Here is a 17,935-nt window from a genome sequence, read left to right as displayed (position 1 = left end):
CGGGATTGGCGATCACCATGGGTGGTCTGTTGATGGGGGCAACTTAGGCCGGCGCAGCCCTTAACGGCCTTCGATCGGCTGCCAATCGCGGCCGCTGGAGCCGGTGTAGATCTGCGTGGGCCGGTAGATGCGGTTGGCACCGAGCTGTTCTTTCCAGTGGGCCAGCCAGCCTGCGGTGCGCGCGATCGCAAAGATCGGGGTGAATAGGTCCTGGGGAATGCCCAGTTTTCGGTAGACCAAGCCGGAATAGAAGTCGACGTTCGGGTAGATCCCCTTCGGACCCAGGCGCTCGGCTGCCGCGGCTTCCAATTCGCGGGCCAGGTCGTAGAGGGGGTCGTGGCCGAACTGATCGAAGAGCTCTTCCGCCAGTTTCTGCAGGATCACCGCCCGGGGGTCCTTGACCTTGTACTCGCGGTGGCCGAAGCCCATGATCTTGCGCTTCTCGGCAATGGCCTGATCCAGCCAGGGCCTGACCTGATCAGCCGAGCCGATGGTTTCAAGCATCGCCAAGACGTCTTCATTCGCGCCGCCATGGAGGGGGCCCGCCAGGGTCCCCACAGCCGAGGCCACCACGGCGTAGGGATCGGTCAAGGTGCTGGCCGTCACCCGCGCGCTGAAGGTGCTGGCGTTCAGGCTGTGCTCGGCGTGCAGGATCAAGCAGGCGTCAAAGATGCGCGCCGCCAGGGGATCCGGTTCACGCTCGGTGAGCATGTACAGGAAGTTGGCCGCATAGGGCAGGTCATCCCTGGGCTGAATCGGGTCCTGCCCTTTGCGAATCAGCTGAAACGCCGCCACCATCGTCGGGATCTTGGCGATCAGGCGCACCACCGCTGAATAGATGTATTCAGGGTTGTCGAGGGCGCGGCGGGAATAAAAGAGACCCAGGGAGGCCGCACTGCTCTGCAGGGCGTCCATCGGATGGCCGCTGGCCGGGAAGCACTTCATCATGTCCCGGATGCGGAAGCTCACCCGGCGGTGCATCTGCACCTCCTGCTCAAACGCCGCCAGCTGCTCAGCGTCGGGGAGCTCACCCCAGATCAGCAGATAGGCGGTCTCCAGGAAGGTGCTCTGCTGGGCCAGCTGATCCACCCGGTAGCCGCGGTAGGTCAGCAGCCCCTTTTGTCCATCGATGTCGCACACCGCCGACTGCGTGGCCGGCACCCCTTCCAGACCCGGGCGATACGCCGGAGTCGCTGCCGTTGGGGTTGCCTCCTCAGCCATGGAATCGGGGTTGCGTCAACCGCAACCTAAGGCCCGCCCTCGCTGCGGGACTGTCGCCGACCGAGCAGTACCCGAGGCGGCAGGACCATCTCCAGGCGGGCCGATCCGAGCAAGTCAGCGCCTGGGGCGATCGGCCACTGCAGCAGCAAGGCACCGGCTTTCTTGAGCCGGATCGCCTGGGGGGCTCGGGCCATCGGCACACCAATCAACAGCGCCGCCAAGGTGCTCAGGTCCGGCTCATGGCCCACCAAGGCCAGGCGCTTCCAACCGGGCCGCGGGGAGAGGGGGCCGAGCCAGCGCTCGAGCAGGGGCAGGGGGTCCGCCAGGGGGGCTAAGGCCGCCGCCAACTCCAGTTCTGGGGCCAGCCCTGCGCTCACGATCAATTCAGCGGTCTGGCGGGCCCGCACCAGCGGACTGCTGAGCACCAGATCACAGTCCAACTCCAACTCCAGCAGGCGCTCCAGCTGCTGAGTGGTGCGCTCACGCCCCTCCGGCGTGAGGCTGCGCTGGGCGTCATCGACGCCCTCACTGCGCTCTTCAGCGATGCCGTGGCGCACCAACAGCAACTCAAGCTTGCGGCTGGCCATGGTCAGGCGTGCAGTTGCAGCAGCCCCCGCAGCCTCAAGCTGCGTTGGTCGGGGGCATCAGGCTCCAGGCTCAAGGCCACCCCGTCCACCCTGGGGGTCAGGGAGGAGCTGGAGAGCGTGCCCACCAAGCGCCAGAGCTTCCAGCGACTGAGCAGACCCTGGGCAGCCTGGGCGTCCATCGACCACTGGAAGGGGGCCTGGGGCGCGCCCAAGAGCTCCAGCTGATCGAGGCGCTCCTGGGGTGCACGACGGCCTTCGTACTGCTGGTTGAGGATCGCCAGGCCTTGGCCCCACCAGGCGAAACCACCTTGGCTGGAGCGGGCGCCTGCGAGCTGGGCCTGGAGCTGGTCGGGATTGCCCTTGACCGGCTTGGACTCGAGGCGCGTCCAGGCCTGAAGGGTTTGCCCGCGGCTCTCCAGCGGGGAGGCGCTGTATCCATCGGCCTCAAGGGCCGGCTGCAGGGTCTCGGCCGACGGACGATCCCCGCGGGTGCCCAGCAACCAGCCTTCGCTCTGATGGGCCCAAAGCAAGGGCCCCGAATCCGCCGCGGCCACCAGGGCCGGCAGGGGACCTTGATCCCGCTTGAGGGCCTGGGTCAGGGACGGGCCAAGCAGGCTGCTCCAAACATTGGCGTCCTCGGCGGCGAGGAGCTCAGCGGGATTGGTCAAGAAGGCAAGGCTGTCGGCAGCGACCTGCACCTGGCGCAACAGCTCCGTGTTGACCGGACCCAGGCTGGGGAGCGCATCGCGCAACTGGGCCAGGCCATCCACCTGAAGCCCCGACCCCTGGGGGGCCAAGGCCAGCACCAATTCCACCGCCGCCGACTCATCCCCGACGGGCAAGCCGAGCCACTGCTCCATGGCCTCGGGGCGGGCCGTCAGCAGCGCCACCCCCTCTCCAAGTCGCTGCAGGGCCTTTTGCAGGGGCGCACTGGCCGCTTGGTTCAGTTCATCGATTTGGGAGACATCGAGCGCCTGCTCGAGCACGCCCCGACCCGAGGCGATCAGCACCAAATCGTCGTTGATCAGGGCCGTCGCCAGGGGTTGCGGGTCCTGGCCCAAGAGGGCGCCGCGACCGCTGATCAGCCCCATGCCGCGGTAGCTGGTGATCTGCAGATCGGTCCCAGCCAGGCTTCGGGTCTGCCAGAAGCGCTGCAGGAAGCGGCGGGCCCCTTCGTTGTCGCGGCTGCGCAGCGCCAGCACCCAACCGGGTGCCTCCCCACTTCCAGGGGGGGTCAAGAGGGCAAAGCTGCTTTCATCCCCCAGCCAGGGGGAGAGCTCCGAGGCGTAGTCCAGGCCCGCAGCGGCAAAGGCCCCGTCCCGCAGGCGATCAGCGGCCGCCGCGGCCTGACGGCGCTGACGGGGGGGAGCAACGGCCCGGGCGTAGGCAGCCGGCTCATCCGGGCCCACCAACCAGTGCAGGCTCAGGGGCGCCGTCCGCGGAACAAAGCGCGCAGCCAGCGGCATGGAGAGGGCCTGGTGTTGCAACGCAAGGGGACTGCGCTGCAGGAGCAGCCACCAACCCGCCAAGCCAAAGCTCAGCATCGCCAACGCCACCGCCAGCAGTGCCGCCAAGAAGGGGCGGGCCTTCATGCGTCGCTTACAGGATTGGCCTCATCTTTATGCATCAAGGCGATCTTTGGCACCCCCGTGACCGCCGGTAGGGTTCCGTGATGCCCAGTCCCGCAAGCATCAGCGCCACAGAACTGAAGCGTCGGCTCGACGCCGGTGAGGCGTTGCAACTGGTGGATGTGCGCGAGGCCATGGAATTGGACCTGGCTCGGCTGCAGCAACCGGTGATCCATCTCCCCCTGAGTCAATCGGAGACCTGGATTGAGCAGATCTCGACCTTGATCAACCGGGATCAACCCGTGGTCGTGCTCTGTCACGCCGGGATCCGCAGCTGGCAATTCGCCTGTTGGCTGATGGAAGCCCAGGGCTACGAACAGGTGCTGAACCTGCAGGGCGGAATCGATGCCTGGAGCGTCTCAGCCGACCCAATGGTGCCGCGGTACTGAGGCGGCCAGGCGGTCAAACGCGGCTGTGATTGCTATCGGTTGGCTGGATGAGCCGGCCGATGTTTCCGCTGCTGCTGCCCCTACGACTGTGGCGCTACTTCGGCAATCAACGGCTGAAGGCGGTCCTGGCGATCCTCACGGTGTTGCCCGATCCGCTGCTGATGGTGGGCATCCCGGTGCTGCTGCAGCTGGTGATCGACCAGGTGATTGGCAACCCCAGCGGCGGGCCACCGGTGGCGGTGCTGGTGCTGCTGCCCTGCGCCTGGCTCCTGCTGGCGGTGGTCTGCAACGGCTTCTCGATCAAGTTGTTTGCCGCCCTCGGTAGCCAACTGGGCACGAGCTTTCGCCAGCGGCTCTTCGGCCATCTGCTGGAGCAACCGAACCCCACCGATGGCCGCGCCGAAGGGGGGGAGCAGGGCTTGCTGGCGCTGCAGATTCCCACCCTGGAAAACGCGGTCGTCAGCCAGCTCCCCCTCTTCACCTGGACGGTGGCGCAGCTCTTGCTTGGGGTGCTGCTGCTGTTCACCAGCGATTGGCGGCTCGCCCTGGTCGCCGTGGTGCTCACGCCGCTGCTGCTCGTGAGCCAGGTGGCCTTCACCCCGGCCCTGGCCAGGCGGGAAGAGGCGCGGGTCGAGCAGGCCGGACGGCTGCTGAGCTACGCCGGCGAACGGCTGCGCAGCCGGGAGTTGGTGGACCTGTTCGGTTTGCGCAGCACCACCCGCTCGGAATTCAACCGTCGCAACCGGGACCTGATGCGCTGGGCCCAGCGGGTCGGAGCGATGTCGGGCCTGCAACAGGCCGCCCTGACCGCTTCCGCCATGCTCACGCTGGTGAGCGTCTTTGCCCTGGGCACCTGGTTGGTGCTGCAAAGGCAACTCACGGTGGGCCAGCTGGTCTCCGCCCTGGGGATCGCCACGGCCATGGTCAGCGGCATGTGGCAGCTGGGCGCCTCCCTGCTGCCACTCCAGGCCGCCACGACGGCCCTGAACCTGCTGGAGCAGCAGCTGCCCGCCGCCAAGCGCTCCGAGCAACGGCCGGCGCTGGCCCGAGGGATTGAACCCAGCCCCCCGGCCTTGCGGCAGGAGCTGAGGATCGAGCAGGTGCAGTTCCGCTACCCGGGTGGTGGCGGCCTGGACGGACTCAACCTGACGATCCCCGCCAACAGCTCCCTTGCCCTGGTGGGCCCCAGCGGCGGCGGGAAAAGCACCGTGCTTCGACTGCTGCTGCGGCAAATCGAGCCCCAGCGCGGTGGCCTGCAGGTCGATGGCGTGCCCCTGAGCACCACCGACCGGGGCGCCTGGCTTGAGCAGGTGGCGTTGGTCCCCCAGGAGACCGTCCTGTTCGATCTCTCGATCGCGGACAACATCCGCCTGGGCCGGCTCGATGCGTCCGATCAGGAGGTCCTCGATGCAGCCCTAGCCGCCGAGCTCGGGGAACTGATTCAGTCCCTACCCAACGGCCTCCAGACCCCGGTCGGTTCCGGTGGCGGGCGCCTCTCCGGTGGCCAGAAGCAACGGATTGCCATTGCCCGGGCGATCGTGCGCAACCCCCAGCTGCTGCTGCTGGATGAAGCCACCAGCGCCCTCGATCCCAGCACCGAAGAAGCAATCAACACCACCCTGCGTCGCTTGAGCGAGGGCCGCACGGTGGTCTCCGTGCTGCACAGGCTGCGGGCCGCTGCGGCCATGGACCAGATCGCCGTGATCGATCAAGGCCAAGTGGTGGAGCTCGGCCACCACAACGATCTGTTGGCGGCTGGCGGGCTCTATGCCTCCTTCTGGCACCGGCAGATGAGCGGCTTCAACCTGGAGCTGGGGCAACGGGTCCGGATCACGCCCGAGCGCCTGGCCACCATCCCCTTGTTCCACGGCGTCGATCCCAAGCTGCTGCGTTGGCTGGCCTCGGAATTCGTCAGCGATCGGATCCGCCATGGCGAGGAGGTCTTCCGCGAAGGGGACGCCCCGGACGCCTTCTATGTGGTGGTGGCCGGCACCTTGGAGGTGCTGCAGAACGATCTCTGGGGCGGGACTCCGATCAAACAGGGGCTGGTGGAGGAGGGGGACTTCTTCGGCGACGCAGGCCTGATCGAGGACCACCCCCGGGCCGTCACCGTGCGGGCGCGGGGAGACGGACTGCTGCTGCGGCTCGACCGGGATCGCTTCCTGGATTTGCTCGATCAGGACCCGGACTACCGCCGCTTTTTCCTGCATTCAGCCCGCGCCAGCGTTTAGGCCCCGTAGCATCCGCAAAGCGGCATCAGTGCACCGTTTTGCAGCCCCTGCCCCGACGGCAACAGCAGGTGCTTCAGGCGACGGTGCAGCACTACGTCGACACCACGGAGCCCGTGGGCAGCCAAACCCTGGTGCGGCGCTTCGACCTCCAGGCCAGCCCCGCCACGGTGCGCTCCGCCATGGGAGCCCTGGAGCAGCGGGGCCTGCTCACCCAACCGCACACCTCCGCCGGCCGCGTTCCGAGCCAACTGGGGTATCGCCACTACGTGGACTGCCTCCTGCCCGCCCCCGGTGCCGCCGCCAATCAACTCAACCGTGAGCTCACGGGGTTGAGCCTGCAATGGGCCGCCTTGGATGACCTGCTGCTGCAGCTCGCCCGCCGCCTGGCCGACCTCACGGGCCTGATGAGCCTGATCACCCGGCCCCAGGAGATGGGGGGACGCCTCGAGACGGTCCGGCTGGTCCCAAGCGACGACCGGTTACTGGTGCTGCTCGTGGAAAAGGGGGCCGCCGCCAGTTGTCTCAACCTGCGGATGCCCGAGGAACTGGGTGCCCAGGTGCCAGCCCTGGAGCGCTGGGCCAGCGATCAACTCCAGGGGGGTACTGGTCGCCTGAACTGGAAGGCACTCCCCAGCCAACTGGGAAGCAGCGGCGAATTGCTGCGGCAGGGCCTCAGCAGCCACAACCTGGCCCGGGGCAACAGCAGCGAAGGCGCCGTCAGCCTCGGGGTGGCGGGACTGCTTGGCCAACCGGAATTCCAACGCAGCTCCAGCCTGAAACCGCTGCTGCAACTTGTGGAGCTGGAGCCCCAACAGGTTCTGCGCAGCGAGGCCGCCAGCGGCAGGGGCGGGGTCTGGATTGGCTCAGAGCACCCCCATCCCGCCCTGCAGGACTGCGCAGTGGTGCAAGCCAGCTACGGCAACGACGGCCACGTCGCCCTGATCGGCCCCATGCGCATGGCCTACTCCACCGCTCGTTCAGCGGTGGAGAGCGTCGCGGGCTACCTCGATCGGCTGCTCAGCTGAGGGCGCTGCCCAGGCGGTCGGCAACCGTGTTGACGTCCTTGTCGCCGCGGCCGGAGAGGTTGAGCACCACCTCGGTCCCTGGGGCCAGGGTGGGGCAGAGCTTGTCGAGCCAGGCAAAGGCGTGGGCGGTCTCCAAGGCCGGGATGATGCCCTCCAGCTGGCAGAGCAGCTGCAGGGCATCGAGGGCCTCCGCATCCGTGACGGCGCCGTACTCGGCCCGGCCGATGGTCTTGAGATAGCTGTGCTCAGGGCCCACACCGGGGTAATCCAAGCCGGCACTGATGGAGTGCGCCTCCTGCACCTGCCCCTCCTCGTCCTGGAGCAGCAGGCTCATCGCCCCGTGCAACACGCCTACGCGACCCTCGGTAATGGTGGCGGCATGGCGACCGGTGGGAACGCCATCGCCGGCCGCTTCCACGCCGATCAAGCGGACGTCGGTGTCCTGGACAAAGGGGTGGAACAGACCCATGGCATTGGAGCCCCCACCAACGCAGGCCACCAGGACATCGGGGTTACGGCCAAAGGCCTCATGGCACTGGCGCTTGGTCTCCTCGCCGATCACGGCATGGAAATCGCGCACCAGCATCGGGAAGGGATGGGGGCCTGCGACGGAACCCAGGATGTAGTGGGTCGTCTCGACGTTGGTGACCCAATCGCGGATCGCCTCACTGGTGGCGTCCTTCAAGGTGGCGGTGCCAGCGGTGACGGGCTGAACCGTTGCCCCCAGCAGACGCATCCGGAAGACGTTCAGGGCCTGACGGCGCATGTCCTCGGCGCCCATGTAGACGACGCACTCGAGGCCAAAGCGCGCACAGACCGTGGCGGTGGCCACACCGTGCTGGCCCGCACCGGTTTCGGCAATGATCCGCTTTTTGCCCATCCGCAGGGCCAGGAGTGCCTGGCCCAGGGCGTTGTTGATCTTGTGGGCGCCGGTGTGATTGAGGTCTTCGCGCTTCAACCAAATGCGCGGGCCGCCCTCGGCGCGGCGGTAGTGCTCGCTCAGCCGTTCCGCTTCGTAGAGGGGGTTCGGCCGGCCGACGTAGTTGCGCAGCAGGTGATTGAGCCGCTCCGTGAACGCGGGATCCTTCCAGGCTTCTGCAGCGGCCCGCTCCAGTTCCGCCAGGGCGGGGATCAGGGTCTCGGGAACGTACTGACCGCCAAATTGGCCGTAGCGACCCAGGCTGTTGGGCCGTGACTCCAGCGCCAATGCCGACGTCATCGAAGGAACGGTGCTGGTCACCAGGTGCGCGCGGAGTCAGTCAAGGTTAGGAACTGGCGGGGGCGGCAGGACTGGCCAGCCGGCGGGCTGATCGATGCGGATGCGCTGACCCCCTGCAGTGCAGGGATCACTGCCGCTCACGGAGGTGGACAAGGCAGAGCCACTTGGGCCAGGACGGCAGACCTCCTGGGCGGGTTGCCCCTGGAGACCCAGGCGCCAGACCTCCACCTGAACGGCCGGCAAATCCATCTCGGACCTCCGTTGCGCTGAACTGGAACCAAGACACATCCAAAGCGATGCCGAAGGGAGGCTGGCAAGAATTCACACGGCCTGAAAGCCTGCAACGGGCCAGCAGTGCCCCTGCGGAATCGACGGCCAAGGCCCAACAGCGCGTGCGGGTGCAGCGCACCAAGGCCGGCAAGGGCGGAAAGATGGTGACGGCCATCACTGGCATCGAAGCCGCCGAAAGCGATCTCAAGGCCCTGCTGAAACAGCTCAAGGCCGCCGCCGGAACGGGCGGGACGGTGAAGGATGGAGTGATCGAACTGCAGGGAGACCAGGTGAGCGCCGCCCTGGCGGCCCTAGAGAAAGCGGGCTACCGGCCCAAGCAAGCGGGCGGCTGAGCCGGAGCGGTCGGCGGCGACAATGGCCCGACATTGCTCCAAGGCCCGCCATGACCGCATCTCCCACCTACGGAGAGCTCACCAACAAGGGCGCCTCCACCAACATCGCCTGGCACCACGCATCGGTGGATCGCGCCGCCCGGGCTGAGCAGCGCGGCCATCGCAGCGCCATCCTCTGGTTCACCGGCCTGAGTGGTTCCGGCAAGAGCACCCTCGCCAACGCGGTCAACCAGGCGCTGTTTGAGCGCGGCCTGGCCTGCTACGTGCTGGACGGCGACAACATCCGCCACGGGCTCTGCAAGGACCTGGGCTTCTCCGATGCCGATCGCGAGGAGAACATTCGCCGGATTGGCGAGGTCAGCAAGCTGTTCCTGGACGCCGGCGTGGTGGTGCTGACGGCCTTTGTCTCCCCCTTCAAGGCCGACCGCGACCGCGCCCGCTCCCTGGTGGAGAACGGCGACTTTGTCGAGATCCACTGCGCCGCGGATCTGAGCGTTTGCGAAGAGCGCGACACCAAGGGGCTCTACGCCAAAGCCCGCGCGGGTGAAATCAAGGAATTCACCGGCATCTCCAGCCCCTACGAGGCCCCTGAAAAGCCCGAACTGCGGGTGGACACCGGTAGCCAGAGCCTCGAGGCCTGCGTGGAGCTGGTGATCAACCACCTGCGGGAAGCGGGCGTCATTCCCCAGTGATCACGTCGGGGGCAGGCTGCTGCCCCCAGGCATCCAAAAAGGTTTTCAAGCAGCTGGCGACCGGAACCGCCAGCAACAGGCCCAGCAGGTCGCCGAAGCCCATCAAGCTGCCCACGCGGGCGCCAACGGGCAGGGAGACCAGGAGCCAAGCGGGCTGCAGACCAACGATGCTGCCCATCAAGCGGGGCTGGATCACCTGATCCACCACCTGACCGACGCTGATGGCCGCCACCAGCACCTCGATGCCGGTGCGGGGGTCATCCAAGGCCAGCAGCACACTCACCAAGACAATCGTCAGGGCGCTGGCATAGGGCACCAGGGTGGTGAAGCCGATCGCCACCGCGAACAGCACCCCATAGGGAATCCCCAGCAGGGTGAACACCACGATCTGCAGGGCGCTGAGGATCAAGGCCAGCAGCACCTGCCCGGCGAAGTAGCCCCGGAAGGTGCGGTTCAAGGTGCCGGTGACCAACGCCCGCGTTCCCTCGGGAAGCCAGCGGGCCAAGCCCGCCACGATCGGGTCGCCGCCCAGCAACAGGAACAGGGCCAGGACCGCCACGATCACCACGTTGACCGTCAGGCCGACGGTGGCCCCCAGGATCCCGAGGGCCCGTTGGCTGAGCTGGCTGGCCAGCTGACTGGCCCGGGCAAACAGGGTGCTGCTGAGGTCCGTGAATTCCGTGGGCAGTCCCCGATCGGCAGCCCAGACCTCCAGGCGATCCAGCACGCCCTCCGCCTCCACCAACCAAGAGGGCAGGGAATTGATCAGCTCACCCAGCTGCTCAATCAGGCGGGGCACCAACCAGAGGGCAGCCAAGACCAACAGGGTCAGGGACAGGCCGACCACCAGCAACACCGCCAAGCCGCGGGGGAGGCCACGGCGAGCCAACCAACGGGTGGGGAGATCCAGCAGGAACGCAATCAGCGCAGCCCCGACGAACAGGGCGGGGAAGGGGGCCAGCGGCAGAAGCAGTTGCCGCAGAACCCACAGGTTCAAGGCCAACAGCGGCAGCGCCAGGCTCAGGCGCAACCAGGGCGGCAGAACCAGACGTTCAAGCATGGGTCACCCCAACAACACCGCCCCAACCGATCACATCTGTGCCAAGTAAGCGGCACTGCCCAGCTCCAGCAAGCGGGCGTCCTTGGCCACCACCTGATCGTGGAGGGACTGGCGGTACTCCGCCAGGCGAGCGGAGAGGGCCCCATCGGCCGTCGCCAAAATTTGCGCGGCGAGCAGGCCAGCGTTCGCCCCGTTGCCGATCGCCACGGTGGCCACGGGAATACCAGCGGGCATCTGCACGATCGAATGCAGGGAATCCACCCCGGAGAGGGCCCGGGTCTGGACCGGAACGCCAATCACCGGCAAGACCGTCAGGGACGCCACCATCCCGGGCAGGTGAGCCGCCCCGCCAGCCCCGGCGATGATCACCTTGAAACCGCGGCCGGCGGCGGCTTGGGCGAACTCCACCATCTCCATGGGCGTGCGGTGCGCCGAGAGCACGCGGACCTCCACGGGCACCCCGAGGCGGTTGAGCATCTCCACGGCGGGCTGCATGGTGGGCAGATCAGAGTCGCTCCCCATCACCACGGCCACCAGCGCAGCGTCAGACATCGGCACGTTTCAGCGTTCGCAGCGAGGATGACATGGTTCCGTTCTCGCATCGAATGCGCTGGCTGAGCCACGTTCGCCTGCCTGGAGAGCCGGGGCTCTGGCGCATTGGCCTCGCCCAGGAGCAGATCGCCGCCATCCAGCCGCTGCCCCAGGGAAGCGCCGCCGCCGGTGAGAACTGGTCTGGCGACTGGCTCAGTCCCGCCGGCATCGATCTGCAAATCAACGGTGGCCTCGGACTGGCCTTCCCCGAATTGCAACCCAGCGATCTGCCCAAATTGCTGGAGCTGCTGGAGCTGCTCTGGCGCGATGGGGTGGAAGCCATCAGTCCCACGCTGGTCACCTGCGGGGTCGCCCCCCTGCGCCAAGCCCTGGGGGTGCTGAGGGACGCGCGCGCAGAGCACCAACGCGGCCGCTGCCGGCTGCTGGGGGCACACCTGGAGGGCCCCTTTCTCGCCCATGGCAAACGCGGTGCCCACCCGGCCGAGCACCTCGCAACCCCCAGCCTGGAGGCCCTCGAGGCCCGCATCGGCGGCTTCGAAGAGGACATCGCCCTGGTGACCCTGGCGCCGGAATTACCGGGTGCCGATGCCGTGATCGCCGCCCTGCGCAGCCGAGGGATTGTGGTCAGCCTCGGGCACAGCGAGGCCACGGCGGAGCAGGCCTCCCATGCCTTCGAGCAGGGGGTGGGGATGCTCACCCACAGTTTCAATGCGATGGCAGGACTGCAACACCGCAGTCCTGGACCGATTGGCGCCGCCGTCCGACGCGGGGACGTGGCCCTGGGCTTAATCGCCGATGGCGTCCATGTGGATCCGACCATGGCGGTCCTGCTGCAGCGGCTGGCACCCGAGCAGGTCGTGCTGGTGAGCGATGCCCTCGCTCCCTATGGCCTGGCCGACGGGCTGCACCGCTGGGATGAGCGCACCCTGATCGTCGAACAGGGGAGCTGCCGGCTCGAAGACGGCACCTTGGCCGGGGTCACCCTGCCCCTGCTCGAGGCGGTCAGGCGCCTGGCCCGTTGGAGTGGCGATGCCGATCGCGCCATCGCCGCGGCCACCGTCCTGCCCCGGCGCCTGCTGGGTGCGCCAACCCGCGTGCGGGAGCAACTGCAGGGCCTGCCCCTCGGCGAAACCCTGCGCTGGAGCGGGACCAGTGCTGAGCTGCGCTGGAGCCGGGCCGCCTGAATAGGATCCGCCCCACCTCCCCCCTGCGCCGAATGCCCGCCGATCAGCTCCTCAACGACAAGGCCGCCGAGAAGCAGGCCGAGAAGCAAGAGGTGAAGGGCTACTTCGAAACCACCGGTTTCGATCGCTGGAACCGCATCTACAGCGAGTCCAGTGACGTCAACAAGGTGCAGCGGAACATCCGCATCGGCCACCAGAAGACCGTCGACAACGTGCTGGCCTGGCTCCAGGAGCAGGGGAACCTGGGCGGCCGCAGCTTCTGTGATGCCGGCTGTGGCGTCGGCAGCCTGACCTTGCCGCTGGCGCAGCTGGGCGCCGGCTCGATTGCCGCCTCCGACCTCTCGGGGGCCATGGTCCAGGAAGCCGAGCGCCGGGCCAATGAAGCCGGCATCGCCCCAGGGCGCGTCAGCTACCTGGCCTCCGACCTGGAGAGCCTGAGCGGCAGCTACGACACCGTGGTCTGCCTGGATGTCTTCATCCACTACCCCCAGGAACCCGCCGAGGACATGGTGCGCCACCTCGCCTCCATGGCTGAGAAGCACCTGATCGTCAGCTTTGCCCCCTACACACCGGTGTTGGCGGTGCTCAAGAAGATCGGTCAGCTCTTCCCCGGCCCCAGCAAAACCACCCGCGCCTACACCCTGCGCGAGAAGGGAATTGTCCAGGCCGCTGAAGCGGCGGGCTTCGTGCTCAAGCGCCGCAGCCTGAACAAAGCCCCCTTCTATTTCTCACGGCTGCTGGCCTTCGAGAAGGCCTGAGGGCAGGGGCGCCTCCAGCGCCAAACCCCTCGGCTCCAAACGCAGGCGATGGGCATGGAGCTGGTAGCCACCGGCTCCGGGCAGCACCTCAGGGCGCGCCGCGCCGCCCGGCAGATACAAGGGATCCCCCAGCAGTGGGGAGCCCAAGGCGGCGGTGTGAATCCGGATCTGGTGGGGCCGGCCCGTCGCAATCTCCACCTCCACCAAACAGCCCTCCGGCCGGCGCTCGAGCAGGGTCAAGGCACTACGGGACTCCAGGGCTGAGGGATCGCCCGGGAGGGCCGCGCACCACAACTGCCCCAGCAGCGCATGGGGCCGCCGGCCAATGGGAACCGTGATCGCTCGGCTCTCGCCGCAGCGCCAGTCGGCCGCCAAGGGCTCGGTCAGGGCGCGGTAGACCTTCCGGCAGCCCCGGCTGACGGCTGATGCTGCGGTGCTCTCCCGCAGCTGGGCACTGAGCTGCGCCCGGGTCTCCCGCTGCCGCGCGCAGACCAGCAGGCCCGAAGTGAATCGCCCCAGGCGATGCACGGGCCGGGCCTCGGGCGCCCAGGCCTGGAGCTGCGTCAGCAGGGTGTGTTCGAGAAACCCGCCGGCGGGCAACACCGGCAGGCCACTGGGTTTGTTCAGCACCAGCAGATCACCGTCATCGAAGACGACCGCGCGCTGACTCAGCACCGGCACGGCGGCCTCCTCCCAGGGGGGCCGATGCCAGATCAGCTGATCCCCGGCTGCCAACGCTGCATCGGCCCGGAGCTGCTGGCCGTTGCACCAGATCTCACCGGCGGCCAGGCGCTCCCTCCACACCGACGGATCGGAATGGCCATAGCGCTCGGCGTAGTAGCCAACCGTGCTCTGGGCGGCCGCCTGGACCCGGTCCCGGTAGCGGTGACCGCGGTTGAGGGCCGCCGGCAGCCAGGCCCTACTCAACCAGGCCGTTTTCGAGGGCGTAGCGCACCAGCTCCGTGCGGCTGGCGGTGCCGGTCTTGGTGAACAGCCGGCTGACGTACTTCTCGACGTTGCGGATCGAGGTCTCCAGACGCCGGGCGATCTCCTTGTTCATCATTCCCTCCGCCACCAGCTGCAGCACCGAGGCCTCCCGGGGGGTGAACTCGTGCTTGACCGCCGCGGTGGGCTGCTTGCTGCCACCGGTGGCCAGCAGGGAGCGGATCTCGGTGATCTGCTTGGCCATCTGGCCGATGTCCGCATCGGCAAAGCGGGCGGCCTCGGTCAACAGGCGCTCCTGGCGCTTGACCACGTTGTGCACCCGGGCCACCAGCTCGTCGGGGTCAAACGGCTTGGGGATGTAGTCGTCGCAGCCGGCCTGGAAGCCCTCGATGCGATCGGCCGTCATGCCCTTGGCCGTCAAGAAAATGACGGGGGTGCCGCCCAGGCGCTCGTCCTCCCGCAGCTTGCGCAGCAGGCCGTAGCCATCCAGGCGGGGCATCATCACGTCGCTGATCACCACATCCGGCAGCAGCTCCTGGGCCTTGGCCCAGCCGTCCTCTCCATCGACGGCCGTCGTGACGACAAAGCCCTCGTCTTCGAGGTAGGCCTGCACGGCCGTGCGCAACCCCGGTTCGTCATCCACCAACAGCAAACGGGCTGGTGCCGCTGGCGTGACGTCTTGTTGGGTATCAGGTTCGAGGCTCATCGCCGCAATCTATCGAGGGTTTCCAGGCAGGACCTGCTGCTGCTCGATCAGCTGGCCGGAGTAGCCCAACTGCTTGGCCAGGGCCGTGAGGGTGGCGGGATCCTTGCCGGCCTGCTCGGGGAAACAGGCGGCCCACCAGATCTTGTGATCCAAGCGGTTGGCCTCGGTGACCTGGCCGCCGGGGTTGAGCTCCTTGATCAAGAGTTCGTTGCGGCGCTTGGTCAGGCGCATCGGCGCACTGGCACTGCAGCGCAGGTTGTCCACGGCCAGCTCCACCCCAGTCGGGGATTCCACCCAGACGACGATGGTTCGCGCCGTGGGGTCATTGGGATCGGGCTTCACGCCGTGCACCCCAATCAGGTGCACCCCCTCGATCGTTCCCCATTCCCGCAGCACCACCAGATCGGCCGGGCGCTGCTCCGAGGGCTTGAAGAAAACGCCATCGCGCACCTCCTGGGCCTGGGCGCCCAGCCCTGCAGCGGCGGCGGCGCCCAGCAGCAACGACAGCAGTGCAATGCGACGGCCCATGGCGCCCGAGTTCGGCAGCATGGTTGCCAGCATGGGCGTCCATGGCCTCCGGCGTCACCTATCTCGACTATCAATCCACCACCCCCTGCGATCCGGCGGTGGTGGAAGCGATGGCGCCCTGGTGGAGCGACGCGTTCGCCAACCCCGCCAGTCGCCTGCATCGACCCGGGCTGACCGCCGCTGCGGTGGTCCAGCAGTCCAGGACCGCCATCGCCGGCGCCCTGGGTCTGACGGCTGAAGAGCTGATCTTCTGCAGCGGTGCCAGCGAAGCCAACAACCTGGCGATCAAGGGGGTGGCGGAGGCGGAGTTACGTCGCGGCGGCACCCGCCGGCGCCTGATCTGCCTGGCGACCGAGCACCGGGCCGTGCTCGATCCGATGCGCTACCTGGCGGGGCATGGCTTTGAGCTGGTCTGCCTAGCGCCCCAGGCCAATGGACTGATCGACCTGCAGCAGCTCGAGGCCGCCCTGAGCCCGGAGACACTGCTCGTCAGCGTCATGGCCGCCAATAACGAGATCGGCGTTCTCCAGCCGCTCGAGGCCATCGGCCAGCTCTGCCGCCAGCAGCAGGTGCTGTTCCACTGCGATGGCGCCCAGGCGGTCGGCCATCTGCCCCTGCAGCCGCGCGCGCTCGGCATCGACCTGCTCAGCTTCAGCGGTCACAAGCTCTATGGCCCCAAAGGCATCGGCGCCCTGGCCATCGCCCCTGGGGTCGATCTCGCGCCGCAACAGCACGGGGGCAGCCAAGAGCGGGGCCTGCGGGCGGGGACCCTGCCGGTGCCCTTGATCGTCGGACTCGCCAAGGCCGTGCAGCTGGCCGAGGCGGATCGCGAGGCGCGGGGGCTGCGGCTCGCCGGGCTGCGGGATGCCCTCTGGCAGCGCTGCCAGGCCCTGGGCGGCATCCAGCGCAACGGCGCCGAAGCCCCCTGCCTGCCCCACAACCTCAACATCAGCATCAAGGGCGTCGAGGGCACCGCCCTGCATCAAGCCCTGCGCCGCAGCCTGGCGGTCAGCAGCGGCTCCGCCTGCGCCGCGGGCGAACCCTCCCACGTGCTCCAAGCCCTGGGCCGCAGCCGCCTGGAGGCCGCCGCCTCGGTGCGCTTCAGCCTGGGGCGCTCGAGCAGCGGCGCCGATGTGGAGCGGGCGGGGGACGTCCTGGAGGAAACGCTCAAGACCCTTCGCCGGGCCTAGCGCTTCAAAAGCTCAACATTGGTAGGCAGGCGCTGTCGCGGTCGCTACTTTCCGGCCAAACACCTGCTTTTTCGATGGGATTGCCCACCCCAGGCACCAACAAGCTCTCGATCCTGCGAGCGATTGAGGATGGCTGGCAGGCCTTCTGCCGCGCCCCCTGGCCCTTCGTGCTGTTCCAGGTGCTGGTGCTGGTGATCATGGCCCCCTTCATCGGCCTGATCACCAGCGGCCTGCTGCACCTGGCCCTGGGCGCTCCGGCCCTGCTTCATCCCGTCGCCACCAAGATCGGCCTGGTGGTCGGAATCATCGGCTACATCATCGTGGCCCTCTGGGCCGCCGTGGGGCTGACCCGCGGTGCCTGGACCAGCCTCGAAGGCCAGAAACCCAGCTTCAGCAGCTTCACCCGCTGGGATAGCGATGCCAGCGGCCGCCTCTTCGGCTCCAGCCTGCTGCTGGTGATCGTGCTGGCCGTCGTGGGCGCCGTCGCCTGGGGCATCGGCTTCGGCCTCGGCAAGGTCAACACCGTGCTGTTCTGGATCCCCGTGATCGCCTTCGCGATCTTCAAGATCTGGTTGGTCGTCACCCAGCAATTCCTGGTGCCGATGTCCCTTTATGGCACCAAGCGTCCTGTGGAGACCCTGCAGGCCGGCATCGACGGGGTCAACCCCAGCTGGTGGACCGTGCTCTGGTTCGTGATCGTCGAGAGCGTCGTCGCTGGCGTCGCCTACCTGTTCAACGCCGGTGGCCTGCTGGTCCTCGCTCCGGTGCTGATCTGCGTGAGCACCGCGGCCTACCGCCAGCTGTTCGGCAGCCAGGACCACACCGGGATCATGAGCAACAACTGATCAGCTCAGATCGCGCCGCCTAGCGACGCGCCATTTCGCGGAACGGCTGCGAGGGTTGGAGCTCTGCTCCTCCTCTCCAGCCGTTTCTGGTTTTCGGGTCACCCGTTGCAGCCGCTCATCACTGCTGAAGGCGGTTTTGACGCGGCGATCCTCAAGGGAGTGGAAACTGATCACCCCCATCAGGCCGCCGGGCTCTAACCAGTCGGGGGCTTGCTGGAGCAGGCGATCCAGGACCCCCAGTTCATCGTTGACGGCGATGCGCAGGGCCTGGAAGGTGCGGGTCGCGGGATGGATCCGTCCGCGGCGCGCCTTGGGCGCGTAGCAACCCGCCACCAGGTAGGCCAGGGCATCGGTGCCGGCGAAGGGCCCCTGTTCAGCGAGGTGCTGCTTGATCTTGCGGGCGATGCGGCGGGAGAGCCGCTCCTCTCCGTAGGCGTAGATCAAATCCGCCAGCTCCGTCTCCTCCAGGCGCTCGATCAGCTCCGCCGCGGTCTCACCGGCCTGCGGGTTCATGCGCATGTCCAGGGGACCGTCCTGGCGAAAGCTGAAGCC

19 protein-coding genes are annotated in these 17,935 nt (G+C 67.8%); 9 read left to right on the top strand and 10 right to left on the bottom strand.

Features of this window, described 5'->3' with window-relative positions:
- Window positions 1-60: 60 nt before the first annotated feature.
- The 3 genes from QZ186_RS06390 to QZ186_RS06380 are packed head-to-tail and all read right to left on the bottom strand — an operon-like array spanning window position 61 to window position 3,400.
- Entirely contained in the window at window positions 61-1,221 is a 1,161-nt protein-coding gene (locus tag QZ186_RS06390) for a citrate synthase (RefSeq protein WP_247476872.1), read from the bottom strand.
- A 26-nt stretch (window positions 1,222-1,247) separates the two neighbouring features.
- Window positions 1,248-1,808 carry a phosphohistidine phosphatase SixA gene (gene sixA, locus QZ186_RS06385; protein WP_296416199.1) on the bottom strand — a complete coding sequence of 187 codons (561 nt, stop codon included), beginning with the start codon at window positions 1,806-1,808 and terminating at the stop codon, window positions 1,248-1,250.
- A 2-nt stretch (window positions 1,809-1,810) separates the two neighbouring features.
- Window positions 1,811-3,400, bottom strand: coding sequence for a DUF3352 domain-containing protein (locus QZ186_RS06380; RefSeq protein WP_296416198.1), 1,590 nt, complete (start codon window positions 3,398-3,400; stop codon window positions 1,811-1,813).
- 80 nt (window positions 3,401-3,480) lie between these two features.
- Here QZ186_RS06380 and QZ186_RS06375 point away from each other — a divergent pair, with 80 nt between their 5' ends.
- From QZ186_RS06375 to QZ186_RS06365, 3 genes are read left to right on the top strand one after another with little or no spacing between them, the layout of a single operon-like run.
- Window positions 3,481-3,825: a rhodanese-like domain-containing protein gene (locus QZ186_RS06375; protein WP_296416197.1), complete on the top strand. Its 345-nt coding sequence runs from the start codon at window positions 3,481-3,483 to the stop codon at window positions 3,823-3,825.
- A gap of 59 nt (window positions 3,826-3,884) precedes the next feature.
- Complete coding sequence (locus tag QZ186_RS06370; protein WP_296416196.1) at window positions 3,885-6,056, top strand: ABC transporter transmembrane domain-containing protein; 2,172 nt, start codon at window positions 3,885-3,887, stop codon at window positions 6,054-6,056.
- Window positions 6,057-6,094: 38 nt separating this feature from the next.
- Window positions 6,095-7,081, top strand: coding sequence for an HrcA family transcriptional regulator (locus tag QZ186_RS06365; RefSeq protein ID WP_296416195.1), 987 nt, complete (start codon window positions 6,095-6,097; stop codon window positions 7,079-7,081).
- Here QZ186_RS06365 and trpB read toward each other — a convergent pair.
- Window positions 7,074-8,321, bottom strand: a complete 1,248-nt coding sequence (trpB, locus tag QZ186_RS06360; RefSeq protein ID WP_296416194.1) for a tryptophan synthase subunit beta — start codon at window positions 8,319-8,321, stop codon at window positions 7,074-7,076. The two genes, QZ186_RS06365 and trpB, sit on opposite strands and share 8 nt — an antisense overlap.
- Window positions 8,322-8,596: 275 nt before the next feature.
- Between trpB and QZ186_RS06355 the strand changes: the two genes are divergently transcribed.
- Together QZ186_RS06355 and cysC are read left to right on the top strand one after the other, a co-directional pair.
- Window positions 8,597-8,923, top strand: a complete 327-nt coding sequence (locus QZ186_RS06355) for a translation initiation factor (protein WP_296416193.1) — start codon at window positions 8,597-8,599, stop codon at window positions 8,921-8,923.
- A 50-nt stretch (window positions 8,924-8,973) separates the two neighbouring features.
- Complete coding sequence (gene cysC, locus QZ186_RS06350; RefSeq protein WP_247476865.1) at window positions 8,974-9,615, top strand: adenylyl-sulfate kinase; 642 nt, start codon at window positions 8,974-8,976, stop codon at window positions 9,613-9,615.
- Here the strand turns inward: cysC and QZ186_RS06345 are convergent.
- Window positions 9,602-10,675, bottom strand: coding sequence for an AI-2E family transporter (locus QZ186_RS06345; RefSeq protein ID WP_247476864.1), 1,074 nt, complete (start codon window positions 10,673-10,675; stop codon window positions 9,602-9,604). The two genes, cysC and QZ186_RS06345, sit on opposite strands and share 14 nt — an antisense overlap.
- 30 nt (window positions 10,676-10,705) lie before the next feature.
- On the bottom strand, window positions 10,706-11,227 hold the full coding sequence (gene purE / locus QZ186_RS06340; RefSeq protein WP_010313389.1) for a 5-(carboxyamino)imidazole ribonucleotide mutase: 522 nt from the start codon (window positions 11,225-11,227) through the stop codon (window positions 10,706-10,708).
- 32 nt (window positions 11,228-11,259) lie between these two features.
- Here purE and QZ186_RS06335 point away from each other — a divergent pair, with 32 nt between their 5' ends.
- A complete protein-coding gene (locus tag QZ186_RS06335; protein WP_296416192.1) occupies window positions 11,260-12,411 on the top strand; it encodes an N-acetylglucosamine-6-phosphate deacetylase in 1,152 nt (383 codons plus the stop codon).
- A 32-nt stretch (window positions 12,412-12,443) separates the two neighbouring features.
- Entirely contained in the window at window positions 12,444-13,169 is a 726-nt protein-coding gene (gene bchM / locus QZ186_RS06330; RefSeq protein ID WP_247476860.1) for a magnesium protoporphyrin IX methyltransferase, read from the top strand.
- On the opposite strand, the gene QZ186_RS06325 is transcribed toward bchM, so the two are convergent.
- The 3 genes from QZ186_RS06325 to QZ186_RS06315 are packed head-to-tail and all read right to left on the bottom strand — an operon-like array spanning window position 13,140 to window position 15,369.
- Window positions 13,140-14,096 (bottom strand): RluA family pseudouridine synthase, encoded by a 957-nt coding sequence (locus tag QZ186_RS06325; protein WP_296416191.1) that lies wholly within the window; start codon window positions 14,094-14,096, stop codon window positions 13,140-13,142. The genes bchM and QZ186_RS06325 overlap by 30 nt on opposite strands.
- Entirely contained in the window at window positions 14,089-14,820 is a 732-nt protein-coding gene (locus tag QZ186_RS06320) for a response regulator transcription factor (RefSeq protein ID WP_247476856.1), read from the bottom strand. Before QZ186_RS06320 ends, QZ186_RS06325 begins: the two co-directional genes overlap by 8 nt.
- 9 nt (window positions 14,821-14,829) lie before the next feature.
- Entirely contained in the window at window positions 14,830-15,369 is a 540-nt protein-coding gene (locus tag QZ186_RS06315) for a hypothetical protein (RefSeq protein ID WP_296416190.1), read from the bottom strand.
- Between the two features lie 20 nt (window positions 15,370-15,389).
- Between QZ186_RS06315 and QZ186_RS06310 the strand changes: the two genes are divergently transcribed.
- Together QZ186_RS06310 and QZ186_RS06305 are read left to right on the top strand one after the other, a co-directional pair.
- Window positions 15,390-16,538: a cysteine desulfurase family protein gene (locus tag QZ186_RS06310; RefSeq protein ID WP_296416189.1), complete on the top strand. Its 1,149-nt coding sequence runs from the start codon at window positions 15,390-15,392 to the stop codon at window positions 16,536-16,538.
- 74 nt (window positions 16,539-16,612) lie between these two features.
- On the top strand, window positions 16,613-17,383 hold the full coding sequence (locus tag QZ186_RS06305; RefSeq protein WP_296416188.1) for a hypothetical protein: 771 nt from the start codon (window positions 16,613-16,615) through the stop codon (window positions 17,381-17,383).
- Here the strand turns inward: QZ186_RS06305 and rsmH are convergent.
- Window positions 17,384-17,935: 16S rRNA (cytosine(1402)-N(4))-methyltransferase RsmH (gene rsmH, locus QZ186_RS06300; protein ID WP_296416187.1), on the bottom strand; the 552-nt coding region annotated here is incomplete at its 5' end.

It is taken from the genome of Vulcanococcus sp. DEBay_Sum29NL08_54 (assembly GCF_017859255.1).
In the GTDB taxonomy this organism is placed as follows: Bacteria; Cyanobacteriota; Cyanobacteriia; order PCC-6307; family Cyanobiaceae; genus Vulcanococcus.
This window is presented reverse-complemented; position numbering and strand designations above follow the sequence as displayed.